At 37.4% G+C, this 24,869-nt stretch carries 23 protein-coding genes, 1 tRNA gene and 1 riboswitch; of the genes, 8 read left to right on the top strand and 16 right to left on the bottom strand.

Going from position 1 to position 24,869, the window contains the following annotated elements; translation table 11 throughout:
* Positions 1 to 43: 43 nt before the first annotated feature.
* Entirely contained in the window at positions 44 to 910 is an 867-nt protein-coding gene (locus FNN08_RS04280; RefSeq protein ID WP_143583511.1) for an NAD(P)-dependent oxidoreductase, read from the bottom strand.
* A 97-nt stretch (positions 911 to 1,007) separates the two neighbouring features.
* Here FNN08_RS04280 and FNN08_RS04275 point away from each other — a divergent pair, with 97 nt between their 5' ends.
* Positions 1,008 to 1,487: a glutathione peroxidase gene (locus tag FNN08_RS04275; RefSeq protein ID WP_143583510.1), complete on the top strand. Its 480-nt coding sequence runs from the start codon at positions 1,008 to 1,010 to the stop codon at positions 1,485 to 1,487.
* 117 nt (positions 1,488 to 1,604) lie between these two features.
* Here the strand turns inward: FNN08_RS04275 and lysC are convergent, their stop codons facing one another.
* Positions 1,605 to 2,945, bottom strand: coding sequence for a lysine-sensitive aspartokinase 3 (lysC, locus tag FNN08_RS04270; protein WP_143583509.1), 1,341 nt, complete (start codon positions 2,943 to 2,945; stop codon positions 1,605 to 1,607).
* 89 nt (positions 2,946 to 3,034) lie between these two features.
* Positions 3,035 to 3,205: riboswitch (Lysine riboswitch) on the bottom strand.
* Positions 3,206 to 3,438: 233 nt separating this feature from the next.
* Between lysC and elyC the strand changes: the two genes are divergently transcribed.
* Positions 3,439 to 4,191, top strand: coding sequence for an envelope biogenesis factor ElyC (elyC, locus tag FNN08_RS04265; protein WP_143583508.1), 753 nt, complete (start codon positions 3,439 to 3,441; stop codon positions 4,189 to 4,191).
* Between the two features lie 156 nt (positions 4,192 to 4,347).
* Here the strand turns inward: elyC and FNN08_RS04260 are convergent, their stop codons facing one another.
* From FNN08_RS04260 to FNN08_RS04240, 5 genes are all read right to left on the bottom strand, one after another.
* Positions 4,348 to 4,914 (bottom strand): YceI family protein, encoded by a 567-nt coding sequence (locus FNN08_RS04260; protein WP_143583507.1) that lies wholly within the window; start codon positions 4,912 to 4,914, stop codon positions 4,348 to 4,350.
* A gap of 71 nt (positions 4,915 to 4,985) precedes the next feature.
* Positions 4,986 to 5,525 (bottom strand): cytochrome b, encoded by a 540-nt coding sequence (locus tag FNN08_RS04255; RefSeq protein WP_143583506.1) that lies wholly within the window; start codon positions 5,523 to 5,525, stop codon positions 4,986 to 4,988.
* A 175-nt stretch (positions 5,526 to 5,700) separates the two neighbouring features.
* The gene (locus tag FNN08_RS04250; protein ID WP_143583505.1) at positions 5,701 to 6,459 is read right to left on the bottom strand and encodes a Nif3-like dinuclear metal center hexameric protein; all 759 of its coding nucleotides are present in this window, start codon (positions 6,457 to 6,459) and stop codon (positions 5,701 to 5,703) included.
* Positions 6,460 to 6,492: 33 nt separating this feature from the next.
* Positions 6,493 to 7,950 carry an FGGY family carbohydrate kinase gene (locus tag FNN08_RS04245; RefSeq protein ID WP_143583504.1) on the bottom strand — a complete coding sequence of 486 codons (1,458 nt, stop codon included), beginning with the start codon at positions 7,948 to 7,950 and terminating at the stop codon, positions 6,493 to 6,495.
* Between the two features lie 15 nt (positions 7,951 to 7,965).
* Positions 7,966 to 8,733, bottom strand: coding sequence for a class I SAM-dependent methyltransferase (locus FNN08_RS04240; protein ID WP_143584560.1), 768 nt, complete (start codon positions 8,731 to 8,733; stop codon positions 7,966 to 7,968).
* Positions 8,734 to 8,929: 196 nt separating this feature from the next.
* Between FNN08_RS04240 and gloB the strand changes: the two genes are divergently transcribed.
* Together gloB and FNN08_RS04230 are read left to right on the top strand one after the other, a co-directional pair.
* On the top strand, positions 8,930 to 9,742 hold the full coding sequence (gloB, locus tag FNN08_RS04235) for a hydroxyacylglutathione hydrolase (protein ID WP_143583503.1): 813 nt from the start codon (positions 8,930 to 8,932) through the stop codon (positions 9,740 to 9,742).
* 64 nt (positions 9,743 to 9,806) lie between these two features.
* The gene (locus FNN08_RS04230) at positions 9,807 to 11,429 is read left to right on the top strand and encodes a LysM peptidoglycan-binding domain-containing protein (RefSeq protein ID WP_143583502.1); all 1,623 of its coding nucleotides are present in this window, start codon (positions 9,807 to 9,809) and stop codon (positions 11,427 to 11,429) included.
* Between the two features lie 398 nt (positions 11,430 to 11,827).
* Here the strand turns inward: FNN08_RS04230 and FNN08_RS04225 are convergent, their stop codons facing one another.
* From FNN08_RS04225 to thrS, 5 genes are all read right to left on the bottom strand, one after another.
* Entirely contained in the window at positions 11,828 to 12,931 is a 1,104-nt protein-coding gene (locus tag FNN08_RS04225) for a phosphoribosylaminoimidazolesuccinocarboxamide synthase (RefSeq protein WP_143583501.1), read from the bottom strand.
* A 319-nt stretch (positions 12,932 to 13,250) separates the two neighbouring features.
* A complete protein-coding gene (gene rplT, locus FNN08_RS04220) occupies positions 13,251 to 13,604 on the bottom strand; it encodes a 50S ribosomal protein L20 (RefSeq protein ID WP_143583500.1) in 354 nt (117 codons plus the stop codon).
* Between the two features lie 18 nt (positions 13,605 to 13,622).
* Positions 13,623 to 13,820 carry a 50S ribosomal protein L35 gene (rpmI, locus tag FNN08_RS04215; RefSeq protein WP_135437245.1) on the bottom strand — a complete coding sequence of 66 codons (198 nt, stop codon included), beginning with the start codon at positions 13,818 to 13,820 and terminating at the stop codon, positions 13,623 to 13,625.
* A 156-nt stretch (positions 13,821 to 13,976) separates the two neighbouring features.
* Complete coding sequence (gene infC, locus FNN08_RS04210; RefSeq protein WP_143583499.1) at positions 13,977 to 14,519, bottom strand: translation initiation factor IF-3; 543 nt, start codon at positions 14,517 to 14,519, stop codon at positions 13,977 to 13,979.
* A 42-nt stretch (positions 14,520 to 14,561) separates the two neighbouring features.
* Complete coding sequence (thrS, locus tag FNN08_RS04205; protein WP_143583498.1) at positions 14,562 to 16,472, bottom strand: threonine--tRNA ligase; 1,911 nt, start codon at positions 16,470 to 16,472, stop codon at positions 14,562 to 14,564.
* 184 nt (positions 16,473 to 16,656) lie between these two features.
* On the opposite strand from thrS, the gene FNN08_RS04200 reads away from it, so the two are divergent.
* A complete protein-coding gene (locus FNN08_RS04200) occupies positions 16,657 to 17,265 on the top strand; it encodes an START domain-containing protein (protein WP_143583497.1) in 609 nt (202 codons plus the stop codon).
* 58 nt (positions 17,266 to 17,323) lie between these two features.
* On the opposite strand, the gene FNN08_RS04195 is transcribed toward FNN08_RS04200, so the two are convergent.
* A complete protein-coding gene (locus tag FNN08_RS04195; protein WP_143583496.1) occupies positions 17,324 to 19,990 on the bottom strand; it encodes a hypothetical protein in 2,667 nt (888 codons plus the stop codon).
* Between the two features lie 626 nt (positions 19,991 to 20,616).
* Between FNN08_RS04195 and FNN08_RS04190 the strand changes: the two genes are divergently transcribed.
* A complete protein-coding gene (locus FNN08_RS04190; RefSeq protein ID WP_143583495.1) occupies positions 20,617 to 20,823 on the top strand; it encodes a CPXCG motif-containing cysteine-rich protein in 207 nt (68 codons plus the stop codon).
* A 20-nt stretch (positions 20,824 to 20,843) separates the two neighbouring features.
* Here FNN08_RS04190 and FNN08_RS04185 read toward each other — a convergent pair whose 3' ends face one another.
* A complete protein-coding gene (locus tag FNN08_RS04185) occupies positions 20,844 to 21,485 on the bottom strand; it encodes a riboflavin synthase subunit alpha (protein WP_143583494.1) in 642 nt (213 codons plus the stop codon).
* Between the two features lie 70 nt (positions 21,486 to 21,555).
* Here FNN08_RS04185 and FNN08_RS04180 point away from each other — a divergent pair, with 70 nt between their 5' ends.
* Positions 21,556 to 22,944, top strand: a complete 1,389-nt coding sequence (locus tag FNN08_RS04180) for an MATE family efflux transporter (RefSeq protein WP_143583493.1) — start codon at positions 21,556 to 21,558, stop codon at positions 22,942 to 22,944.
* Between the two features lie 135 nt (positions 22,945 to 23,079).
* Positions 23,080 to 23,156, top strand: a tRNA-Val gene (locus FNN08_RS04175).
* A 91-nt stretch (positions 23,157 to 23,247) separates the two neighbouring features.
* Here FNN08_RS04175 and FNN08_RS04170 read toward each other — a convergent pair.
* Together FNN08_RS04170 and FNN08_RS04165 are read right to left on the bottom strand one after the other, a co-directional pair.
* Positions 23,248 to 24,129 (bottom strand): dienelactone hydrolase family protein, encoded by an 882-nt coding sequence (locus tag FNN08_RS04170; protein WP_143583492.1) that lies wholly within the window; start codon positions 24,127 to 24,129, stop codon positions 23,248 to 23,250.
* A gap of 191 nt (positions 24,130 to 24,320) precedes the next feature.
* Positions 24,321 to 24,869: a hypothetical protein gene (locus tag FNN08_RS04165; RefSeq protein ID WP_143583491.1), complete on the bottom strand. Its 549-nt coding sequence runs from the start codon at positions 24,867 to 24,869 to the stop codon at positions 24,321 to 24,323.

The following is a 24,869-nucleotide window of genomic DNA, read 5'->3' as shown; positions in this document are numbered from 1 at the left end:
TTATAAGAGTTAGTTCGACGTTTCAAACGTTTAGCTTGCTTAATTAATCTTTTAACAGTGAGATCAAACTTGAGGTATCCCAGCGGTTGCCACCATTTTGTTGTACTTGCTCATAAAAACCATCGACCATTTCAGTCATAGGTAGTTTTGCATCTACTTTTTGTGCTTCAGCAAACGCTATAGCTAAATCTTTACGCATCCAATCTACCGCAAAACCAAAATCGTACTCGCCAGCAAACATAGTTTTATAGCGATTTTCCATTTGCCACGAGCCTGCAGCGCCTTTAGAGATGGTTTCAACCAGTTTATCGGCATCAAGGCCTGAGCGTTGGGCAAAGTTAAATGCTTCGCTTAACCCTTGTACTACGCCAGCAATACAAATTTGATTAGCCATTTTAGCTATTTGACCATAACCTGATGCGCCCATTAATTGACTAAATTTAGCGTATGCCGCCATTACCGGCTGAACTTTAGCAAACGTTGTTTCATCGCCGCCACACATTACCGTTAATAGGCCATTTTCAGCGCCAGCTTGACCGCCACTCACCGGTGCGTCAATAAAATGATTACCTTGTTTAACTGCAAAGTCATTTAGCTCTCTGGCAAGCTCCGCCGATGCAGTTGTATGATCAACATAAATAGCGCCAGTTTCAAGGCCTGCAAAAATGCCGTCTTCACCAAAGCTCACTTGCCTTACATCGTCATCGTTACCAACACAGGCAAAAACAATATCAGCATTATCTGATGCTTGTTTCGGTGTGGTGGCAAAGGTACCTGAAAATTCATTTGCCCACTGCTCTGCTTTTGCCGTTGTACGGTTATATACACAAACATCAAAGCCTGCTTTAACTAAATGCCCTGCCATTGGGTAACCCATAACACCAAGACCGATGAACGCAACCTTTGTCATTTTTAATCCTATTAATGTGTTTATACAAAATTGCTGTTAGTCTATCGTAATAAAGGCGTAAAAAAAATAACTAACAATAGATTGCAAAAGGATCTTTATGAGTAACTTATATGACTTTACCGTCACCAATAACAAAGGCGAGTCAGTACCTTTACTTAATTATCAAAACAAAGTGTTATTGATTGTTAATACTGCGAGTGCCTGTGGTTTTACCCCGCAATACGCTGGTTTAGAAGATATTTATAAGCAATATAAAGAGCAAGGATTTGCGGTGTTAGCCTTTCCTTGCAATCAATTTGGCCAACAAGAAAAAGCCAGTAATGAAGAAATAAAAGGCTTTTGTGATTTAAACTTTAATATCAGTTTTGATTTATTTGCTAAAGTCGATGTTAATGGCGAGCATGCCGAGCCCCTGTTTGATTATTTAACCGAGCAAGCGAAAGGCATTTTGGGCAGTAAAAAAATAAAATGGAATTTCACCAAGTTTTTAGTTAATCGTGAAGGTAAAGTAATTAAACGCTACGCCAGTATTGATAAACCAGAAAAGATCGCCGCAGATATCGAAAAATTACTGTAGTACAAAATGATGTAAAGTTTGCATATTTTATAAAGCACAAGATTTTAAAGTACAAAGGCCACATCAGTTGATGTGGCCTTTAATATTTCTAAGGTTGTGGTATATAAAATCTTGTTTTTATATAAACAGTTTGTCGTGTAGTGTTTCTACTACTTTGTCACCGTCTTTTTCATCAACTAAGAAACATAAGTTATTTGAACTCGCGCCATGACAAATCATACGAATATTAACATCCGAGATATTATCAAAGATATTACTACCTAAACCTGTTGTTGCATTGAGTTTATTACCGACAACGGCTACTAAGTTTAAACCATGTTCAACCGTTACTTCACAAAGCTGCTCTAGCTCTTCAACTACATTTTGGGTAATAACAGCTTGTGTTGACCCGGTTGGATTATCAAAGGTTAATGCAACTGAAATTTCAGAGGTGGTAATTAAATCAACACTTAGCTCATGTTTGGCAAGTATAGTGAATACTTGTGCTAAGAAACCACTGGCATGTAACATCGCCGGGCTTTTAACCGTTACTAAGGTTTGCTCGCGGCGCAGCGCTATTGCACGATACGTTGGCTTTGACTTAACTTGTTGCATAATTTGCGTACCGCCCGCTTCTGGCTCTCGAGATGAGCCAACAAATACCGGAATATCACTGCGCATTGCGGGGATTAAGGTTGCCGGGTGTAATATTTTTGCGCCAAACGTTGCCATCTCAGCGGCTTCACCAAAGCTAATTTCCGGTATTGCGCGTGCTGAACTCGCAATACGAGGGTCGGTAGTAAATATACCAACCACATCAGTCCAAATGGCTAAGCCACTTGCGTTAGTTGCCTCTGCAAGTAATGCTGCTGAGTAATCTGAGCCACCACGGCCAAGAGTTGTGGTACAACCTAAGCCATCTTGGCCAATAAAGCCTTGGGTAACAACCACGTGCTCTTCTAATAAAGGTAAAAGCTCGGTTTGACACTGACTAGACAATTGCTCTAAATCAACCACAGCTTTACCGTATAAGCTGTTAGTTTTCATTACTCTGCGCACATCAAAACATAAACCATTAACATCAATCGTTTGCAGTACACGCGCAAATATTTGTGAACTCATTTGCTCACCACAAGCTAATATAGCATCGCCTGTTTTTGCTGTTTGTAAAGTATTTTGCTGTGTGGCTAGTTCAGTTAACTGAGATAAAATGCCATCAACAATGGTGTTTAGCTCGGCTTCACAGTCTAAATGTTTTGTGATGTTGTACTGAATTTGTCGAATGCTTTCGATGATCTCACTTTGCTCTTGCGCAGATAAAACTTTTGTAGACAAAGTAACTAAGTGATTAGTAACGCCCGCACTGGCCGATACTGCAACTAATTTGGTTTGTGGCTGACTTTTAATGATGTTGGCACAGCGTAGCATTGCTTCATAATCTGCAACACTGGTTCCACCAAATTTAGCGACGTTTAACATTGGATATTCTCCCTAAATTGCTTCATAGCAACATAATACATAAGGAAGAGCATGACTGATTGGAAAGGATAATAGAAATCTTTACTTTTTCAGCCAGAAGCTCTCCACCGTTTCGGTGACAGTCATTAGGATTCAGCCTATCTGACCGAACAAGACTCTTCCACACAAGTCGTTGTCCTCGGCACTAGTCCCCATTAATAATTATCAAAGGATGTGGTCCTCAAATTATCTACCTGGCTAATGCAACCTCTTCTGGTGTATCGTCTAAAATAGAACAAAGGCTCTAATGCGATAACGTTGCTATTAGACCTTATTGGAATATTAAAATCAATAGTTATTACTTAAATAAATCAATGTTTTTAACTATTTATTCATTATCCCTTAACTTTTATTCATTTAAGCTAAGATTTCTAAATTGTTTTTGGAAGAATGCGAGGACTACTATATAGTTTCAGCATAAGTTACTTACCTTTTACGCAATGGAATTTACCCTATGGAGCTATTCACATTAAAGAAAATTATTGGTCAGTTATTAATGCCAATGCCGTTACTGTTAATGAGCTTAGTGATAGTTATAGTTTTATTTAATAAAAAGCCCAGCCTAGCTAAATGGATGTTAACCATCACCACCAGCTTACTTTTGCTTTTATCTTTTATGCCTGTATCTAACTTATTGATTGTTAACTATGAGCAAACTTACCCGGTTTATAAAAAACAACAGCGTTTAGATTACATTGTCATTTTAGGCTGTGGCCATACAACTGATAGCAAGCTTAGTGCAACACAAGAGCTTAAAATATGTTCATTACAGCGACTGACGGAAGGCGTTCGTATTGCCCTTTTACACCCAGAAGCGAAAATAATCACTTCTGGCGCTGCCATTTATGATGTCAGCTCTAATGCAGATAAAGTTAAACAGGCAGCTGTTGAGCTAGGTATAAACGCTAATAGAATCATTACTGAATCTAGGCCTCTTGATACCGAAGATGAAGCAACACTTATAGGACCAATAGTTAAAGATAGTAAATTTGTATTGATCACCAACGCCAACCATATGCCACGTTCAATGAATTACTTTATCAAAGCTGGTACAGAGCCTATTCCTGCTCCTACCGGATTTTTTGTTAAAAACGATAACCAAGATAGCAGCTGGCGAGACTATTTTCCGAGAGCAACAGATTTAAACAAGAGTGAAACCGCTTGGTATGAAACTTTAGGCTTAATTTGGCAATGGTTAAAAAGCTAAAGTTTTTATTTTTTAAATATAAAGGCTGCTAAGCTACTTGGGCTAAGACTTTATGAGACTTTAAAAGTTAAACTGATGCCTATTTCATAGCTGGGAAAATAAGATACAAAAAAGGAGTCCTGAGGACTCCTTCTTATTTAAACTGCGGCAATTAAATTACTGCTTTATACCTTCAACATGAAGATCAAAAGTGATATCGCCAAAGTCCATCACATCAGCAAGACCAAAGTCTTTCATGCTAATTGATGTAGAGCCTGCGAAACCAGCGCGGTAACCACCCCATGGATCTTTACCTTCACCAATTTTTACGGCATCAATAACGATTGATTTTTTAATGCCGTGTAAAGTTAAATCACCAGTAATAGCTAGCTTGCCGTTACCTTTATCTTTTACGCTTGTACTAACAAATGTAGCTTTGTTAAATTTACTTGCTTCTAAAAAGTCACCACTGCGAACGTGCTTGTCACGCTCTGCATGGTTAGTATCAATAGACGTAGTATCAACTGTTACCGAAACTTTTGAGTTACTAGCGTTTTTTTCATCTAAGGTAAACGTACCTGTAAATTTATTAAAACGACCAGTTACATAGCTAAAGCCCATATGATTTACTTTAAAGTTGATAGCGGCATGTGCGCCTTTATCATCAATAACGTAGTCGGCTGCTTGTGCTGGTAAAACCATTGCTGAACCAATAATTAATGCACTTATTAAAGATTTTTTCATTTTATGTATCCTTATGTTTTACTTTTATTACTTTGGTTTACTAATGTTGTTGAACAATATGTTAGTCAGTTTTACTTGTTTAACATTCTTTTTAACGTGTCGTCTTTATCAATAAAGTGGTGCTTTAAAGCGCCCGCAGCATGCAAGACAACAAGTCCTATTATGGTATAAGCTAAATACTCATGGATTAAGCCTGCAGTATCTTCTTGATTAGGGAATAACTCCCCCATAGACGGCACAGTGAATAAATTAAATACTTCAATACCTCTATCATCAGCAGTTGAGATTAAATAGCCGCTGAACATAATAACGATCATCAATAGATAGAGCCCAATATGAGTAAGTTTAGAAATAAGCTTAATGGTTGAGCTATGTGTTGAAATTGGCTCTACACTTGGCTGTTTAACTTTATAAATGAGACGAAGTACGGTAACAATGAAAAGTAAAATACCGATACTCTTATGTATATGAGGGGCAGTTTTATACCAACTACTATAGTAGGTAAGTTCAACCATCCAATAACCTAGTGCGAATAAAAATATAACCGCAATGGCAGAGACCCAATGAAAGGATTTGCTTAACAAACTATATTTTGTTTGCGCATTACTCATCTTTGATATTCCTATAAAAATCAATTAACTCTATGTTTTAAATAAGAATAGCAAAAGAAATTTAACTTTCAAGAAAAGAAATGCAACACTTAGTTAACACCTGTAAAAAAGTGTTAACCAAGGATTAGAGGAGCTAAGTTATACTGGTGTACCAGTGCGGGTACTTGTGTGGGAATTAAACTGGATTGTCAATATCGATAAATTCAGCATCAAAGCCATGCTCTTGTGCTAAAAATTCAGCCAACGCTTTCGCGCCATAACGCTCAGTTGCATGATGGCCAGCAGCAAAGAAGTGAATATCCATTTCTCTGGCAATATGTGTTGTTTGCTCAGACACTTCACCGGTAATAAAAGCGTCAATACCAAGCTCGGCGGCAAGTTCAATATAGCCCTGACCACCGCCTGTACACCAAGCTAGAGTTTTTATTTTTTTATTTGATGGAGCACTAATGTGCATAGCTTCACGGTTCAGTGCTGTTGAGATCTGCTTTTGAAAGTCTTGCGCGCTTGTTGCATGAGCCAGTTCACCTTGCAAGCTAACCGATACAGGATTATCTAACTCTAACGGGCCTGTTACTTTTATATTTAGTAGCTTAGCTAATTGGGCGTTATTACCAAGGGTTTCATGAATATCGAGCGGTAAATGATAAGCAAATAAGTTAATGTCATTTACTAGCAAAGATTTAATGCGTTTATGTTTTATGCCTGTGATGTTGTATGCTTCATTTTTCCAAAAGTAACCGTGATGAACTAATAAAGTATCGGCGCCTTTTGCAATAGCCACATCAATTAATTCTTGGCTGGCAGTAACACCAGTCACAATTTTTTCAACAACATCACTGCCCTGCACTTGTAAACCGTTTGGACAATAGTCTTTAATACGATCAGGTTTAAGTACGTCATTGAGTAACTGCTGAAATTGTTTTCTTTGCATATCTTTCTTCTATTTTTATCGTGTTATATAAGATTAAGCTGGTGTATAGACAGTATCAAGTCGACACATATGTTTCACTGCTTGTTGATAATTTAAGTATAAGCCTTTATTCACAGCTAAAGTTATCGCGACACCCAAACAACCAGCTTGCTCAGTTTGAGGCTTGTGTAACTGCATTTTTAATTTATTAGCTAACTTTTGCAATAACCATGACGAATTTGCTCCACCACCGGTAACAACAATTTGCTCAACTGGCGAGTTAAATCGTTGTTGGCTTAGCTTTAAAGAGTGATAAATGCCGTCAATAATTGCTTCTACTAACGCGATATATTGGCTAAATACATCGCTATTTTCTGGGTGTAAGAAGCCTTGCTCAATCGCTTCACCATGACTAACCTTGTTAAAGTCGAACACTTGCCCATTGGCGCTAAGTTTATTCGCTTTAATATATATTTCAATCAATTGTTCAAGATTTTGGCCGACTACCTTATCTTTAAGTAAAAAGCTAAACGCGTTTTTATTGCGATCAATAAACGTTGTTAATAACAATAAACCTTGCGGCAACATAAACTCTGTTAAATACTGACCGTTAATAGTACTAGGGTACGCCGGATAAAAAGCTTTGGGGCGAACAAACTTATTCGATACTCGGGTGACAGTTACCGCGCTGCCTAAACTTATGTGTACTTGCCCATCTTGGTAACAACCTGCTCCTAACACCTCACAAGCTTTATCAGAGGCACAAGCAACTACATCGATATTTTGCTCTAACCCTAGTTCTTTACTTGCTTTAGGTTGGATACTACCGATAGCTTCCCCTGGACTAACTAACTGCGGTAACCACTGTGATTTAACCGCTAATGCTTGATATTGCCATGCATATTTACCAAACCAACGGAGCTGTTTAAAGTTAAATGGCAAATAGCCGATAATATTAGCTGTGCTGTCTACGTATTTTCCGGTAAGTTGCTGCTGTAAGTAACCGGAAAGTAGTAATAAATGTCGCGTTTTTTGCCACAACTCTAACTGGTGTTCATGAGTATGATTGATGAAAGCACTTGCTTGCATCTTAGTAACTTCATCTTTAATTGGCATAAATACATTGCCAATATTAAAAAGTAAGCGCCAATACCAAGCGAGCTTTGGTAATTGTTTTGCCAAACGTTGATCGTTCCAAACAATCGCTCTGCACAAACCTTGACCGTTTTCATCGAGATTAAACAAGGTATTACGCATTGTGGTTATGCCTAAGGCAGATATACGTGATAGGCAAATATGGTTATTAACAGCCTTAGCGCTTAAATTTTTACAGGCAATCAGCAGTTGCTGCAAAAACCACTGGCATTCTTGTTCAACAAAACCTGGCTTGGGATTGAGATAATGAAAGTTACTCACCACCTCTTTTAGCACTATATTGCCTTTATCATCAATTAAGCAGACTCGCAGCGATTGGCTACCAAAATCAATGGCTAAGAATAGTGGAGATGACATTAAAGTTAATAACCCTTAGGTTGTTTTTTTAATTGAAGAAGAATGGTTATTGCCTTGCATCGACGATACATTGACCGGTTTAAAGTTTGGCCTTAACTTCCATTTTGGTCTGATTGGCGTTAATGGATGCACCCGTTTTTTAGCTACAATAATATAGACAGAGCCAAATGATGATAAATAATTATTGGCAAAGCGTTGCCACTGATTAGATAACCAACCGTTAGATTTTATCGGCGAATGTAAGCTGCGATGTAATATACGTTTGTCTTCTAATATTTCATAACCAAGTAAATTCAACCAATCTTTAACTCGCATTGGAGTAAAAAATCGGCCATGCCATGGCGTTTCTTGTCGGCGAAATGGAATTATTTTATTTAGCCCAGCAAAACTAATGGGGTTAAAACCGGTGATCACCATATGACCATTAGGTATCAATACCCTATCCGCTTCTCGTAATACATGATGAGGGTCGATGGCAAATTCTAAACTGTGACTAAGCAAACAAGCGTCAACACTGTGTTGAGTAAAAGGTAAATCATCAATATCGGCGATAACATCGGCAAAGCCTTTACGGTCATTCACCATAACTTGATGCTTGATCATAGCGAGCGAGCAATCGATTGCAGCACTTAATGAACCAAGTTTAAGTAAGTGATAACCAAAGATCCTTGGCCACCAAAGGTTAAGATTGTCTTCAATGTGCTGCGCGATTAATTCCCCATTTGGCATATCTTGCCAATGCAAAGGCTCTTGCGGTTTATTAAAGGCTAACGCGGGTTTCATCAAATTAATCGACATCAATATAAATCTTTAGGTACATCCACTATATAACTAAGTAATATTAATTTCACTATATAACTTAGCAAGCGCTTATGAGTAAACAGCATAAGCATAAGTGATAAAGTTGCATAACTAAATTTAAAAACCTTGCTATAACAGTTATACTCAAAGAAATAGTTAAGTGGTCATTTAAAGTAATATGTTCGAGATAAAAGCAATACACGCATTTTCAGATAATTTTATCTGGTGCATCATCAATACAAGTAACTCACATTGTGTGTTAGTAGATCCTGGCGATGCCAATGTTTGTATCGATTTTATCGAGCAAAATAACCTGCATTTAACCGACATTTTAATAACCCATCACCACAGCGATCATGTAGGCGGTTTAGCTCAATTGCTTGAGTTTGCTAAAGCTAACGGCTCAGCAATTACCATTTATGGCCCCGCAACTGAAAACATCAAATTACTTGACCAAAAGCTTGTACAAGACGATGTTATTAGCTTATTTGATAGTGCACTTAGCTTTTCAGTTATTGACCTACCAGGCCATACTTCTGGTCATATAGCGTATTACTGCGCTTGTTTAAATAACTCAACAGACAAAGATGATGTTTTATTTTGTGGTGATACATTATTCTCTGGCGGATGTGGCCGTTTATTTGAAGGTACTGCTGCGCAAATGCTTAACTCGCTTACTAAATTGTCGAATTTACCAGAGCACACTAAAGTGTACTGCGCACATGAATATACATTAGCTAATTTACATTTTGCCCGAACTATTGAGCCTAAAAACAGTCAACTACAAAGTTACTATGAAAAAGTAGTCGATTTAAGAGCTAAAGATATAGCCACAATCCCTTCTACTATTGGCTTAGAAAAGCAAATAAATCCTTTTTTAAGAAGCCATTGTAGTAGCATTAAACAGGTTGCTGAGCAGCAATCAACACAATTATTAGAAACCGATGTAAAAGTTTTTGCTATAATTCGTAGCCTAAAAGATAACTTTTAACCTTGGTCATAAAGTCATTTAGACGCAGCGTTCAATTTTTCGCGTCATTGAATAAAGAGCATTCATGAAAAAAATCCTATTCCCATTATCGTTAACTTTCCTTGTCGGTTGTCAAAATATGCAATTGGCCAACAATGACGATCTCGATGATTACTCAACCGCAAATGATCCATCACTTGCCAACAACGTCGATATTTACCAAGCCTTACTTGCAGACGAGTCTGCTAAAGTAATTCACCCAAAAGATGATGTAGACATCCAATTAAGCGATAAAGACAGTGCGGTAATATCTGATAATTTATGGGATAGAATTCGTGGTCAACTACACTTTGACATCCCGCAAAATAGTAAAGTTATCGCTCAGCGCAATTGGTATGCCAAACACGACTCTTATATGGACCGCGTGGCAAAACGCTCTGAGCCATTTATCTATTACATTGTTGAAGAGATTGAAAAACACGATATGCCAATGGAGTTAGTGCTTTTACCTATTGTTGAAAGTGCTTACGACCCGTTTGCTTACTCACACGGTAGCGCATCTGGTATGTGGCAGTTTTTATCTGGTACCGGTAAACAGTTTGGCTTAAAACAAGACTGGTGGTACGACGGACGTCGTGACGTAGCCGCTTCAACACAAGCCGCAATGAAGTTCTTACGCTACTTACACAAACGTTTTGATGGCGATTGGTTATTAGCTCTTGCTGCTTATAACTCTGGCGAAGGCCGTGTTTCTCGTGCAGTAAGAGACAATGCCCGTAAAGGTAAACCAACAGACTTTTGGAATTTAAAGTTACCAAAAGAAACTCGAGATTACGTACCTAAGTTATTAGCACTGGCCGATTTAGTTAAACGTCCTGACGACTTTAACTTAACCTTATACGCCATAGATAATAAGCCTGTTGTTAGCCAAGTTGATATTGGTAGCCAACTTGATTTAGCCCTAGCTGCAGATTTAGCAGGTTTAACAATAAATCAGTTACATGCGTTAAACCCTGGTTTTAACCGCTGGGCAACGGCCCCTAATGGCCCGCACTCTTTACTTATTCCAAATAATAAAGTTGAAGCATTTAAAGCTGGTTTAGCCAAACTAAGTAAAGACGATAGATTGTCTTGGCAACGTTATAAGATTAAAAATGGCGATAACTTAGGTGCTATCGCGAATCGTTTTAATACAACGATCACCGTTATTAAAGAAGCGAACAACCTAGCTAATAACAATATTAGAGCTGGTAAATACCTTCTTATCCCAACCGCTGCGCAATCGTTAGATAAATATAAGTCTTACGAGCAAGTACGCAAAACTAAGATAGCCAAAAAAGGTAGTGGCAATAAAATAACGCACACTGTAAAAAGTGGCGATACTTTATGGGATATAGGGCAAAAATATAAAGTAACTAGCGGTCAAATTGCTAAATGGAATGGTTTTGCACCAAAAGATATGTTGCGTTTAGGACAAAAACTAACAATTTGGACTGGCTCTGCAACAACGGCATCAACGTCTGCTTCTGGCTCTTCAGTAATGCGTAATATTAATTACAAAGTACGCAGTGGTGATTCACTCGACCGTATTGCCAACAAGTTTAAAGTAAGCATAAGTGATATTGAACGCTGGAATAAACTAAGTCGTAAAAAGTACTTACAACCCGGACAAATGCTGAAGTTATCTGTAAACGTAACCTCGATATAGAAAATATAGCTGTAGTTAGAAAGCGATAAACGCCCCTTCGTCGTCCCGTACTTGATACGGGATCTATAGCAGAAAGCGCCACTTCGTCATCCCTTACTTGATACGGGATCTATAGCAGAAAGCACCACTTCGTCATCCCGTACTTGATACGGGATCTATAGCAGAAATCGCCCTTTCGTCGTCCCGTACTTGATACGGGATCTATAACAGAAAGCGCCACTTCGTCGTCCCGTACTTGATACGGGATCTATAACAGAAAGCGCCACTTCGTCATCCCGTACTTGATACGGGATCTTTAGCTTCTAGCTAAAAAGTATATTACATACCTAAGTCTCAAAAAAAACAGGAAGCATAGCTTCCTGTTTTTGTTTACAAGTAACCTGATTAGCTAACCAATATTAATCGATTAACTTGTACTCATTACGTAAAATTTCAATGATTTCAGCTTTCGGATCATCAGAAATAACAATCTTTTCACCTGTGATCTTTTCAGCAATACCTGTGTAAGTATCAGATACCGCCATTAATACCGACTCAGGTAATTCATTATCACGAGCTAACGCTTCACGCTCATCCATACGATCTTTATTTAATAAAATATCAGGATCAGGGAAATGATTAAGTAGTAACTGACGGAATCCCTCTTTAGAGTTTTCAACGACTTTGCCTTTAGCGTATTCGTTAGCATCCCAAATACGTGACGAATCTGGCGTGCCTACTTCGTCCATATAAATAAGCTTGTCATTACCGGCAGCGTCAGTAACGTAACCAAATTCAAATTTAGTATCGATAAAGATTTGTTCAATGTTAGCAAGCTCACCACTAATTAAATCAAAACCTTGTTTTAATAATTTTTCATAAACAGCAATATCACTAGCCGATTTAAAATTAAACGCAGCAAAGTTGTCTTCAATATTCTTACGAGTAATGTTTACATCGTCTTGTGCTGGTACGCCTGGAATGCCTTCTAAAATACCTTTTGTTGAAGGTGTTTGTAATAGCTCAGGTAATTTACTGTCTTTAGCTAATCCTTCTGGTAACTTAATACCACAGAATTCACGTTCGCCTTTTTCATACGAGCGCCACATTGAACCAGTTATGTATTGACGACAAATCGCTTCAATCATTACTGGCTTAGCTTTTTGTACAATCCAAACAAATGGATGAGGAATATCTAAAATATGACTGTCGGCTAAACCATTCTCTTTAAATAATTTAAACCAGTGATTAGAAATGGCATTAAGAGCGGCACCTTTACCAGGGACGCCACGCATTCCTCCCTCACCATGCCAAATACAATCAAACGCTGAGATACGATCTGAGATAACCATAATCGCTAATGGTGAGTCTTCGGCTACGTCATAGCCCTTCTCTTTAATTAAACGACGACTGTCGTCTTCTGTTAGCCAGTAAACACTGCGAACCTTGCCGCTGTGCACAGGCTTGTCTGTACGAATTGGTAAATCGTTGTTAACAGCTAATACTTTGTTAGCAATTGTCATGATTTCATTCCCGAAATATTTTATCAGTTGTATTACCGGCCTTTTTGTTATACTGATTAATCAGTTAAACCGGAGGTGAGTTTCAAAAATCATAAAGAAGCAAGGCAAAATATGCTTTGCTCTAGAGAGATTACCTAAATAAACTTTGTCTAGCTTCTAGCTTCTAGCTTCTAGCTTCTAGCTTCTAGCTTCTAGCTTCTAGCTTCTCAAAATTATAAATTTACTTAGGTAATCTGTTGTTGATACTTATATATTATTTTTCTTTTATTAGAAAGAGAAAAGGACGCCGAGGCGTCCTTTTCAAAAGTCTTTAACTATATTATAGAGCAGCTTGCGCTTTTTCTACTAATACAGTGAAAGCTGCTTTATCGTATACTGCGATGTCAGCAAGGATCTTACGATCGATTTCAATAGAAGCCAATTTAAGGCCATTAATGAAACGGCTGTAAGATAAACCATTTTGACGTGATGCAGCGTTAATACGAGCAATCCAAAGTTGACGGAATTGACGTTTACGTTGACGACGGTCGCGGTAAGCGTATTGACCTGCTTTGGTTACAGCTTGGAAAGCAACACGATAAACACGTGAACGTGCTCCGTAATAACCTTTCGCTTGTTTTAAAACTTTTTTGTGACGTGCGCGTGCTTGAACACCGCGTTTTACTCTAGCCATTGTCTATATCTCCTGTAATTAAGCGTAAGGTAACATTGCTACAACTGATTTAATATCAGACTTAGCAACCATACTTTTTGCACGTAAGTGACGCTTAACTTTGGTACGTCTCTTAGTTAAGATGTGACGTAGACCGGCTTGTTTACATTTAAAACCACCAGAAGCGGTTTTCTTAAAGCGCTTTGCAGCACCTTTATTGCTTTTCATTTTAGGCATGGGATAACTCCGCATTGTTTTATGCCAAATATTAAGTAACATGGGGCGAAATTTTAAAAATTTACTTGTATGCCTCTGCTACCGGTTAAAAAAGATAATAGTGGTGAAACCAACCTATTGTTTACAGAAAGGTTGATTTACTTTAACGACCAAAAGTTATCTTTTGATTGGGGCAAGCACCATCACCATCTGACGTCCTTCCACTCTACGAGGGAAAGATTCACATGTTGCTAAGTCTTCCAAATCCGCTTTAACACGGTTCAGTAAATCGATACCTAGCTCTTGATGGGCCATTTCACGGCCGCGGAAACGTAATGTAACCTTAGCCTTATCGCCACCTTCTAAAAAGCGTCTCAGGTTGCGTAGTTTGACCTGATAATCGCCTTCATCAGTTCCAGGTCGAAATTTAATTTCTTTAACCTGAATCTGTTTTTGCTTCTTCTTTTGTTCTTTAAGTTCTTTCGATTTCTCGTATAAAAACTTACCGTAGTCCATTACTCGACAAACTGGTGGTTTGGCTGTTGGGCTGATTTCTACTAAATCAACACCAGCTTTTTCAGCAGCATCAAGGGCTTCATTTAATGAAACAATACCTAATGCATCGCCTTCTAGACCAATTAAACGAATTTCTTCAGCTGTAATTAGCTCATTCAGTTTGTGTTGCGGTTCTTTTTGACCGCCTCTTTGACCACCTTTAATAGCCTGTTCCTCCTAGAGAACTTAATGGGCACATCGCCCTAATTATGCCCGTGTTTTTACTTCTTCGCTTAGTTTAGCGATAAAGTCATCCACCGACAATTTTCCTAAATCTTCACCTGAACGTGTACGAACGGCAATTTCGCCTGATTCCATTTCCTGATCACCTACTACAAGTAAATAAGGAACACGTTTCAAAGTATGCTCGCGGATTTTAAAGCCTATTTTCTCATTACGCAAGTCTGCTTTGGCTCTAAATCCGTTTTCTTTCAGTTTTTTTACAACTTGGCTACAATATTCGCTATGTTTATCGGTAATATTCATCACCGAAACTTGAATTGGCGATAACCATGTTGGGAACTTACCAGTATATTCTTCAATCAAAATGCCGATAAAACGTTCTAATGAACCTAAAATCGCTCTGTGGATCATTACTGGCGTGTAACGTTCGTTGTCTTCACCAACATAAGTTGCGCCTAAACGCTCTGGTAAAGCAAAATCTAGTTGTACTGTACCACATTGCCACGCACGACCTAAACAATCCATTAAAGTAAATTCAATTTTAGGACCGTAAAACGCCCCTTCACCTGGTAAATACTCAAATTTAATGTTGCTGTCGCTAAGTGCTTTAGCTAAACCAGCTTCAGCTTTATCCCAAACATCGTCGCTACCAATACGGTTTTCAGGACGAGTCGATAATTTAACTACGATATCTTCAAAGCCAAATGAGCCGTATACGTCGTATACCATTTCGATACACTTAGTCACTTCCGCTTGTACTTGATCTTCAGTACAGAAAATATGAGCATCATCTTGGGTAAAGCCACGTACACGCATTAAGCCGTGTAATGAACCAGATGGTTCGTTACGGTGACAACAACCAAACTCAGCAATACGCAGTGGTAAATCACGGTAAGATTTTAACCCTTGGTTAAAAATTTGTACGTGACCTGGACAGTTCATCGGTTTAATCGCGTATTCACGTTTTTCCGACTCAGTAGTAAACATTGCGTCTTTGTACTTACCCCAATGGCCTGATTTTTCCCACAAGGTGCGATCCATCATCATTGGTGCTTTAACTTCGTCGTAGTCGTATTCGTGCAGTTTTTCACGAACAAACTTTTCTAATTCAGTGTAAATCGTCCAACCGTCATTGTGCCAAAACACCATGCCTGGCGCTTCTTCTTGCCAGTGGAATAAATCTAATGTTTTACCAATTTTACGGTGATCACGCTTTTCAGCTTCTGCTAAGCGTTGGATATAAGCTTTAAGTTGCTTTTTATCAGCCCATGCTGTGCCGTAGATACGTTGCAGCATTTTGTTGTCTGAGTTACCACGCCAGTAAGCACCAGCAACATTCATTAGTTTAAAGTGATGACAATGACGCATGCTTGGTACGTGAGGACCACGACACATATCAATGTATTCTTGGTGATGATAAAGTGCAGGTGTATCTGACTTATCAATGTTTTCATCAAGAATTTCTAACTTGTAAGTTTCACCGCGCTCTGTAAATGCGTCGTACGCATCTTGCCAAGTACCTGTTTTCTTCACTACTTCGTAGCCAGTACGAGCAAGCTCAGTCATACGCTTTTCAAGCTTAACCAAGTCTTCATCATTTAGTTTTTCATCTAAATCGATGTCATAGTAAAAACCATTGTCGATTGTTGGACCAATCGCCATTTTTACCGTTGGGTATAATTGTTTTATTGCGTGCCCTAATAAATGCGCACAAGAGTGACGAATGATTTCTAAACCTTCATCATCTTTACTGGTGATAAGTTGTAATTTCGCATCATCATGGATTAATTCACAAGCATCAACTAATTGACCGTTAATACGACCGGCGATAGTTGCTTTAGCAAGACCTGGACCTATGTCCAATGCTACTTGCATTACAGAAACAGATTGTTCGAATGAGCGTTGACTTCCGTCTGGGAGAGTAATTACTGGCACGTTATTTCCTCAACAGTGGTGACACATACGTAATGTCACTTGTATTTTAAATTAAAAAAACACCTTATAGGTGCTAAAAGTTTGTATTATACTTGCCTAATTGCAGTCAATACAAAATGGATTGGTGCAATATAGGGGATTTCCCACTAATTTGCAATATTCACACGAAACGGATGTTATTTAATTGCCTAGTTTTTTTATCAAATTTTCAGTTTTCATCTGTTTATCACTGTTTTCTCAAATAACCCAAGCCAAATGGCAGGTTTATCACCAAGATAAAGATTTAAAAATCAGTTATCAGACCTTTAACAAATCAGGTTTATACACATTAAAAGCCAGTGTGCGCATCAATGCCACTATTGATGAGTTTTATCATTTATTAACCGACGTAAAAGTTGCACCTACTTGGTTAGATCGCGTAGAAAAAGTTACCTTGCTTGAATCAATTAATCCAACCACCTTTATAGTACTTACCCATTTTGAGGGTTTTGGGCCTGTCTACCCACGCGAAATGATAACTCAATCAGTCATTATTGAAAAAACCGCGAGTAAATTACATATTCAAATTAAAGACATGAATGGCTACCGCCCGGTGAGTAAAGGCTTTGTTAGAGTTAAAGATGTTAATGTGACTTGGCAAGCGAGTTTTAATGAAACACAAGGTTTAACAATTAGCTATATAAGCAATTTTGACCCTGCTGGTAAGCTACCTATTTGGCTTGCAAATAGTTACGGCCTTAGTTCATTAAAAACCAGTTTGTATAATTTACAAAAACTCAAACCATTTGAATAAAAAAGGACCTGTATTTCATCAGATCCTTCTATGGTCAATATGTAAATTATTTGTAGTACTATTTTAAGTTAACATCTTTACTATATTGATTGGTAATAACAGTTTGTTTACTTATATCGAATTTTTTACTGCCTAGAGATTTACTAGATAGTTCTTTATGTATTTCAACTGGTGCGATATCAATCTTTTGCATAACCCTGTAGTCAATATACACATCTTCTTGATTAGGGCTAGTATATTCGTCTTGATATAAATTGCCCCACATGAAATTGTGAGTATTCATGATCGTAAAATTATTACCTTGTTTGTTTATTAGATCCCAGGTTCTTTCATGGTATATCTTATATTCTTCATTCTCTGTTCTTTGTTCAATGTCTGGGTTGTAGCCATTTATAGAACGTAGTCGTGTTATTTTAAGCTTACCATCCTCTATTCTCCATGTACCATATTGGAAATAAACTTCATCTCTGGTTATCAAGCCATCTAAGTTATCATCACTGGTAGATAAAGTATTAGCATTTCCATTCTCATCTAATTCAAACCAAAAAAAGTCTAACCTAGTTTGCTCACTATGAGGATAAATATAGATGCCAGCAATGTCATTACTCGCCCACTCAAGAGGTTTGTTTGTTTCAAATATTTTAGCATCGCCAGTTGTGCCGTGATACTTTGAACCAAACTCACCTAAAGATGTTGAATAATTGAAGTAAACTTTATCTAATAAACCTTCTTTATCAAATAGAGTATAACTAGCGTTAACAAAACCATTAACGTCTTCTTCATAGTTAATATTTAATGACGTCCCCTCAATAAGCCATGTAAATTCAACATCAAGGTAATCTAACCTCCCCGTACCATTAGAATAGAACACAAATTTATCATCATTAACTAGTTTTGAAGATGGATAATAACTATACCCTTCATGGTAAATTTTCTTATAATACTCAGCTATAGGAAGCACAGCCGTTTTTCCGTTCATATCAGGGAAATTGTCAATTTCTTCCTGAGTTATTGCAGTTTCAATCTCATACCAAGTAGATACTATTTCAGCTTCAATCCCATAATTATCTACATCTTCTTGAAGGTGAGATTTAGTAGAAGTTATCTCGTACATGTAAGTTATAATATTGTCACTTTTTGAAAGTAATATCATTTCAAAAGAGTTGAAATTCGTTCTTTGTTCTACTTCAAAAGTGCCATCAGCAGTGTTTACGATTCTATAACTAAGAGTTGCTTCATTTTCACTAAATTGACCACTTATAACATTCCCATCAACTGTATAAGTAAAGGTTTTATTATTATAAGCACCGGTGCCATCATTGAATAGCCAAGTTTGAGATGATTCCGCATTAAAATTGCTTGGGATAGCTGAAGTATATAGAATATTTGGAACAGCTATCTCTTGTGGTTTTATTAACATTGGGTCGGCTATTATTTCTGCAAGAGCATCAGTATAAATATCAGAATCTTCAGGAAAATCTTGTTTAAACTCATTGAGTGCGTCTGCACTTGTAACTAAATCTAATGTACTTTCTATGCCTTCTGGCAATTCACTCTCAGGAAAGTCTATCGCGATTTTTATAAAAGTCGCTAACTTGATTACTTCACTAGGATCAACCTCAGCAGATAGTTTGTTAAAGTCTTCACTTGTTGTTGGTTCTACGCCTTTATTCGCATCCAAAATTAACGCATATTCCGCAGTAGTGATGTTTGTAACATTAAGTTCAAAATTATTATCAGATAAGAATTCGTTACCTTCTTTAGATGCTTCAATAAGTTCTCCTACCGAACCAATTAGAGAAACAAGTTCGGTACCTCCTTGTTCACCGACGCCTGTACCAGCAATCTTAACTAATGATGTCATTTCATCATCATCAACTTCAAGGTATGCAATATATTGCCCATTGCTATCAGCTTTAACTTTTACTTCTCTCATTCCTATAAAAATAGTTACATCAGCATTAGCTATGGGGGCATCTGTTACTAAACCTGTTAAAGTAACTTCTTCAAAAATATTATTAACTAATATTGTTTTTGAATATGTAGCAACATCACCATCCATATCTGTTGCTGTTAATGTAGCAATAAGGTTAGTTGGTTTCGCTATACTTAGAATATCAATATCAGTACTACCACCAACAACTTTATAACTAGAACCAATTTCAGTAGACGCTCTATTTACATTTTGGATATTCTTAGAGTTTATTGATTTCTCTTGGAGATTTACATTTACCCCTTCAAAAGCCCATTCAAAGTTTAATATTTCATTAGCTCCTGAAATTTCAAAATCTAGTGAAACGGTTTCTTTTTCAAATGTATTTTCTGGACCTGAGATAGATACAACAGGGATATCATTATTTATGGTGATAATAGCACTTTCAGTTGCACTTAAACCGCCAGAATCGGTCACTGTAAGTGAAACGTTAATATCTAGCTTGTCTTCTGTTACTGATGGCGCTTTAAACAACAAAGTGTCAGTATTGGTTTCTAATAACTCTAAGCCTTCGACAGTTGGTACTGACCACGCATATGATAGTCCACTACTATCATCAGTTGCATTGGCTTTAAGGGATACTATTTGGCTCTCTACAGCATTTAGATTTTCAATATTGAGCACTGGTGCAGTATTTACTTCTGGCCCGGAACTTGAACTTCCACCACATGCAACTAAAAGCAATGCTGATGCAATTGGAGTAAGAAGCTTTAATTTATTATTCTTTTTCATCAAAAGTGTATATCCATATTTGCGCGGAACTCCTTTTGAATTCCATTTCAAAACGCATTATAAAGTTATCATATACTTATCTAATGTAAAGACTACTTATTGATTTAAAAGTATTTTATTATTTTCTTATTAAAGAGATGAATACTTAACTACCATTTTTATATCTAAGAACAGTATGTAACTTTAGAAAATTAACAATCCAATAATTAAATAAAAACATGCTAATTTGTGAAATGAAACTCATATCATATAAGCTTTTAGGTTTATCAATAACTTACAAAACAACACGATAAAACAGCCGTTTTTCGCTAGTATAATTCAAGATTTTTGCAAGCAAATAAACAGTAAAAACCTTACAAAAAGTCAGGTTTATTACCTGCAATCTAGATAATATCGATCATAATTAAAGCATGTACTCTCAACGTCAAGTTATACCAATTCCATTGATTAAGTGATCTACTTTTTCATGAGGGAAAAGGGATAATTACAAGGCATAAAATTTAGTAAGTAGTTATTCTACTTATAAATTTTATAACGCAGTAGTTATTCATTTTAACCATTAAAAATGAGCGGTTAATTAATGGACTTGGTATTAATAGCGAACTTAATAAAAAGCGGAGGTTACCATGCCCCATGATATAAGCCGTAAAACCATTCAGTGCCCTCACTGTGCTCATCATTTACATATCACGTTAGATACAACGCAAGGGGATCAGAATTATTATGAATCTTGCCCGTCATGCTGTAATGATATCCACATGACGATGCACATCGATGAGTACAATCAGAAAATACAATTAATGATTGACGCTGACGACGAGCAAGTATTTTAAAGTAAGTGTTTTAAGATAGGCTATAAGCTTCTATCTTTCATGATCCTAGCAATGCTATCTACTATAGTGATAGTTTGTTGATCTATTTCTATATTAACTGGCTTGCCAACTTCTAGTTCGCCTAAGTTAGTACGCTCTAATGTTTCAGGAATTAAGTGTAGATCAAAGATAGTTTCACCTTGCTCATCAGCAACAACATTTCCTAAGGTTAAGCTCGCACCGTTAACACCAATAAAGCCTTTGGCAAAAATATACTTGTGCCAAGCACTATCTATACTAAAAGTTAATTTGCAATTATCCGCAGAGTCAACTCGCTCTACTAATGTCGCCATAGTATGAATATGACCGCTAACCATATGGCCACCTATTTCATCTCCAGCTTTTAACGAGCGCTCTATATTTATTTGTGAGCCAACTTCAATTTCGTTTAAGTTAGTTAAGCGTAGCGTTTCATCTATCACATCAAATTCTATTTGCGCAAACTCTTCATCTAACGCTTCAAATTTAACCGCAGTTAAACAAACACCATTATTAGCTACACTTGCGCCAATAGTTAAATTTGCAATTAATTCTAAAGGTACCTTTATAACAAAGTGTTTAAAATTATCTCCACTTATTATGGATTTAACTTCGCCTGTTGATTGCACAATTCCTGTAAACATATATCATTCTCTAAATAACTAAACTTAATTGCATTTTATGCGTTAACCCTATTATCCGATCTTTGCGCTAATGACTCTAGATAAATTTTTCACAGACACCAAAGATTTAATGAAATTGGCCTACCCAATTTTAATAGCCCAACTCATTCAAAATTTAATGAGTTTCGCCGATACGGTTATGGCAGGACGTGTAAGTGCAACCGACATGGCAGCAGTTGCTGTCGCAAGTAGTATTTGGTTGCCAATAATACTAACCATTTATGGCGTTGTTATGGCACTTTCAGCAATAGTGTCACAGTATGCTGGCTCAAAGCGTTTTAATGCGATAGCCAAATCAACCGTACAAACCGCTTGGATTGCATTAATACTGTCCTTGCTAATAATTATTGTCTTTTATGCAATAACGCCTTATCTAGAGCCTAAGCTAGCGCTTGAACCTAAATTAAAAGAGTTAATGTTTGACTACCTTGGTTACATTGTTTGGGGTGGCCCGGGCTATTGTTTATATATAGTGCTGCGCAATTATACTGAAGGGCTAAGTTTTACTAAACCAACTATGGTTATCTCGATCATAGGTTTAATCATTAATATCCCAGCAAACTATATTTTTATTTATGGCGAGTTTGGCGCACCAGAGCTTGGCGGTGCCGGCTGTGGTATTGCAACCGCGATTGTCTACTGGGCAATGTTTCTTGGTATGTTGGCTTATGTGTATTGGTCAAAAAAACTAGCACATATTAACTTATTCAAAGGCCTGTCATGGCCAGACTTTAACGAAATAACAACCATACTCAAACTCGGCGTACCTATCGCGCTGTCTTTATTATTTGAAGTATCTTTGTTTTCGGTGGTGGCCATAATTCTTGCGCCTTTAGGCTCTGAAATTGTTGCTAGTCATCAAATCGCGATAAACTTTTCCGGGATGTTATTTATGATCCCGCTATCAATTGCCATGGCAGTTACCATCAAAGTGGGCTTTGCTGTGGGTGAAGATAATCAACAACAAGCAAAAGATATTTGTACTAATTCAATGATATTAGGCTTTATCATCGCAATATGTACAGCAACTATAACCATAGTATTTAGAGAGCAAATAGCCCTTATTTATACAAACGATCAAAGCGTAATTAACTTAGCAGCACAGTTAATGTTTTTAGCCGCCCTATTCCAGTTTTCAGACTTTATCCAAGTTATCTCTGCGGGTGCGTTAAGGGGTTATAAAGATACAAAATCTATTTTATATATTACCTTTGTATCCTATTGGTTAGTTGGTTTGTCTTTAGGCGTAATTCTAGGTATTACCGATTGGATAGTACCAAGATTAGGTGCGGCTGGTTTCTGGATTGGCTTTATTTCAGGTTTAACTACTGCAGCTATTTTCTTAGCATGGCGTTTGAAAGTGATTCAAAGACGCGCCAAAGCTGGAATATTACCTAAAGCTTCAGAGCCTGTGCTTTAACAAAAAAACCAGCGACATCGTTTAACTTTTGTACAAACAGTTAACTATTTATAACTGTATGCGTAAAACCGCTTGCATCAATAAAAACAGCTAGTTACTATAGCGACGTTGTCCATACAACAGTTTCACAAATAAGCTCGCTTAGCTCAGTTGGTTAGAGTACTTGCATGACATGCAAGGTGTCGCTGGTTCGAGTCCAGCAGCGAGCACCATTCCTGCTTCATCATTTATCAAGTTCACAGTTAAACCTGACTAGCCTTTATAGCTATAAAAGCATATTTCTTATCTTAGCTCACTATCAAGTTAAGCAAGTTTTGCTTTAAAGAAATCGATTGTTCTTGTCCATGCTAATTCGGCGTTTTCCTTGTCAAAACGCCCGGTTGAGTCATTATGAAAACCGTGTTTAGCGCCAGTATATGAATGCATAACGTAATCAACATTAGCTGCTTTTAAGTCCGCTTCATATTCAGGCCAAGTTGCATTAACGCGTTTATCTAGCTCGCCTAGTTGCACCATCAGTGGTGCTTTAATATTTTTTCTCAGCGCTTTTGCCGCTGGTGTACCATAAAATGGTACGCCGGCATCTATAAGGTTGCTATCAATGGCCGCTAGGTAATTAACCATATAACCACCAAAACAAAAACCAACAGCGCCAAGTTTGCCATTTGATAGTTTGTGCGATTTTATAAACTTAGCTGCAGCAACAAAGTCATGTTGAATCTTTTCACGATCCAGTGTTTTTTGCATTGCCCTGCCTTCATCATCGTTACCGGGATAACCACCTAATGGCTGTAATGCGTCGGGCGCAAACGCAATAAAACCAGCTTTTGCTAAACGGCGGGCAACATCTTTAACGTATGGGTTTAAGCCTCTATTTTCATGGATAACTAACACAACAGGTAATTTTTTAGTAGCGTCGTTTGGGACAACTAAATAGCCTCGCCCTTCACCATGGCCAAGTGCTGAAGGAAAATTTTGATAACTTGCTTTAATTTCAGGATCGTTAAATGACACTTGCTCTGCTAAGGCATAGTTAGGTAATAAAGCAGAAGTTAACACTGACATAGAATAACCTAGCGCCACTAAACCAGTTAGTTTTTTCATGAACGTACGGCGATCCATGCCACCATGCGCATAAGAATCGTACCAATCAAACGCTTCTTCAGGGATATTATTGTTTTCCATACTAACTCCAAAATTATTATTTTTTAATTGAATCTGATATTTACAACAAATTATATAATTAAGGTATAGCAAAAGTAGCATCGATGCCAATAAACTTATTAGCATCGTTAAAGACTGTAATGAAGATTTGTTTAGCTAAGTGAACTAGCTTTTATGAGAAAAAAGGGATAAACACAAGGTATGAGATGAGGCTAAAAGTTAAGCATCTGCTTAACTAACAGCGCTTGCTCTTCAGCTTCTTTTTCAGCTTTAAGGCGTGCTTCTTCTTTTGCGGTATCTACCGTTTCACGGCGACTGTCATTAATGTATTGCAAAGTAACACGGTTCATTAGTGCGGGGTCTTGCTCTTTGGCAGAAGCTAGAATAGCCATAAGGTTTTTAAGTTGCTTTTCAAGCTGTTTAATAAAGTCATTTTTGTTGGCTAACTCTTCATTTAACTCACTTAAAGTTAAGTCTGAAGGCTCTTGTTCAATATTCCAATTATTAAAGTCGGTAGCAACTTTTTTAAAGCCCCATACGGTGGCTAATGAACATTGATTGAATAATTGTGATGCTTCAGACAAAGAAATACCATTGCGGATCATCCAGATACCGTTAATTAACGCTTCTTGATTAGAATAAGAAGGCGTGGCAGGGTTTTCTTGCGTATCAGCAGATGATGGAGTGCGTACAATTACGTCACCATTAGTTATGGCAGCGGCAAAAAGTTGTTGTTTTTCTTGTGAAATTGTACCTGTCAT

This window comes from Thalassomonas sp. M1454 (genome assembly GCF_007097525.1).
In the GTDB taxonomy this organism is placed as follows: Bacteria; Pseudomonadota; Gammaproteobacteria; order Enterobacterales; family Alteromonadaceae; genus Thalassotalea_A.
This window is presented reverse-complemented; position numbering and strand designations above follow the sequence as displayed.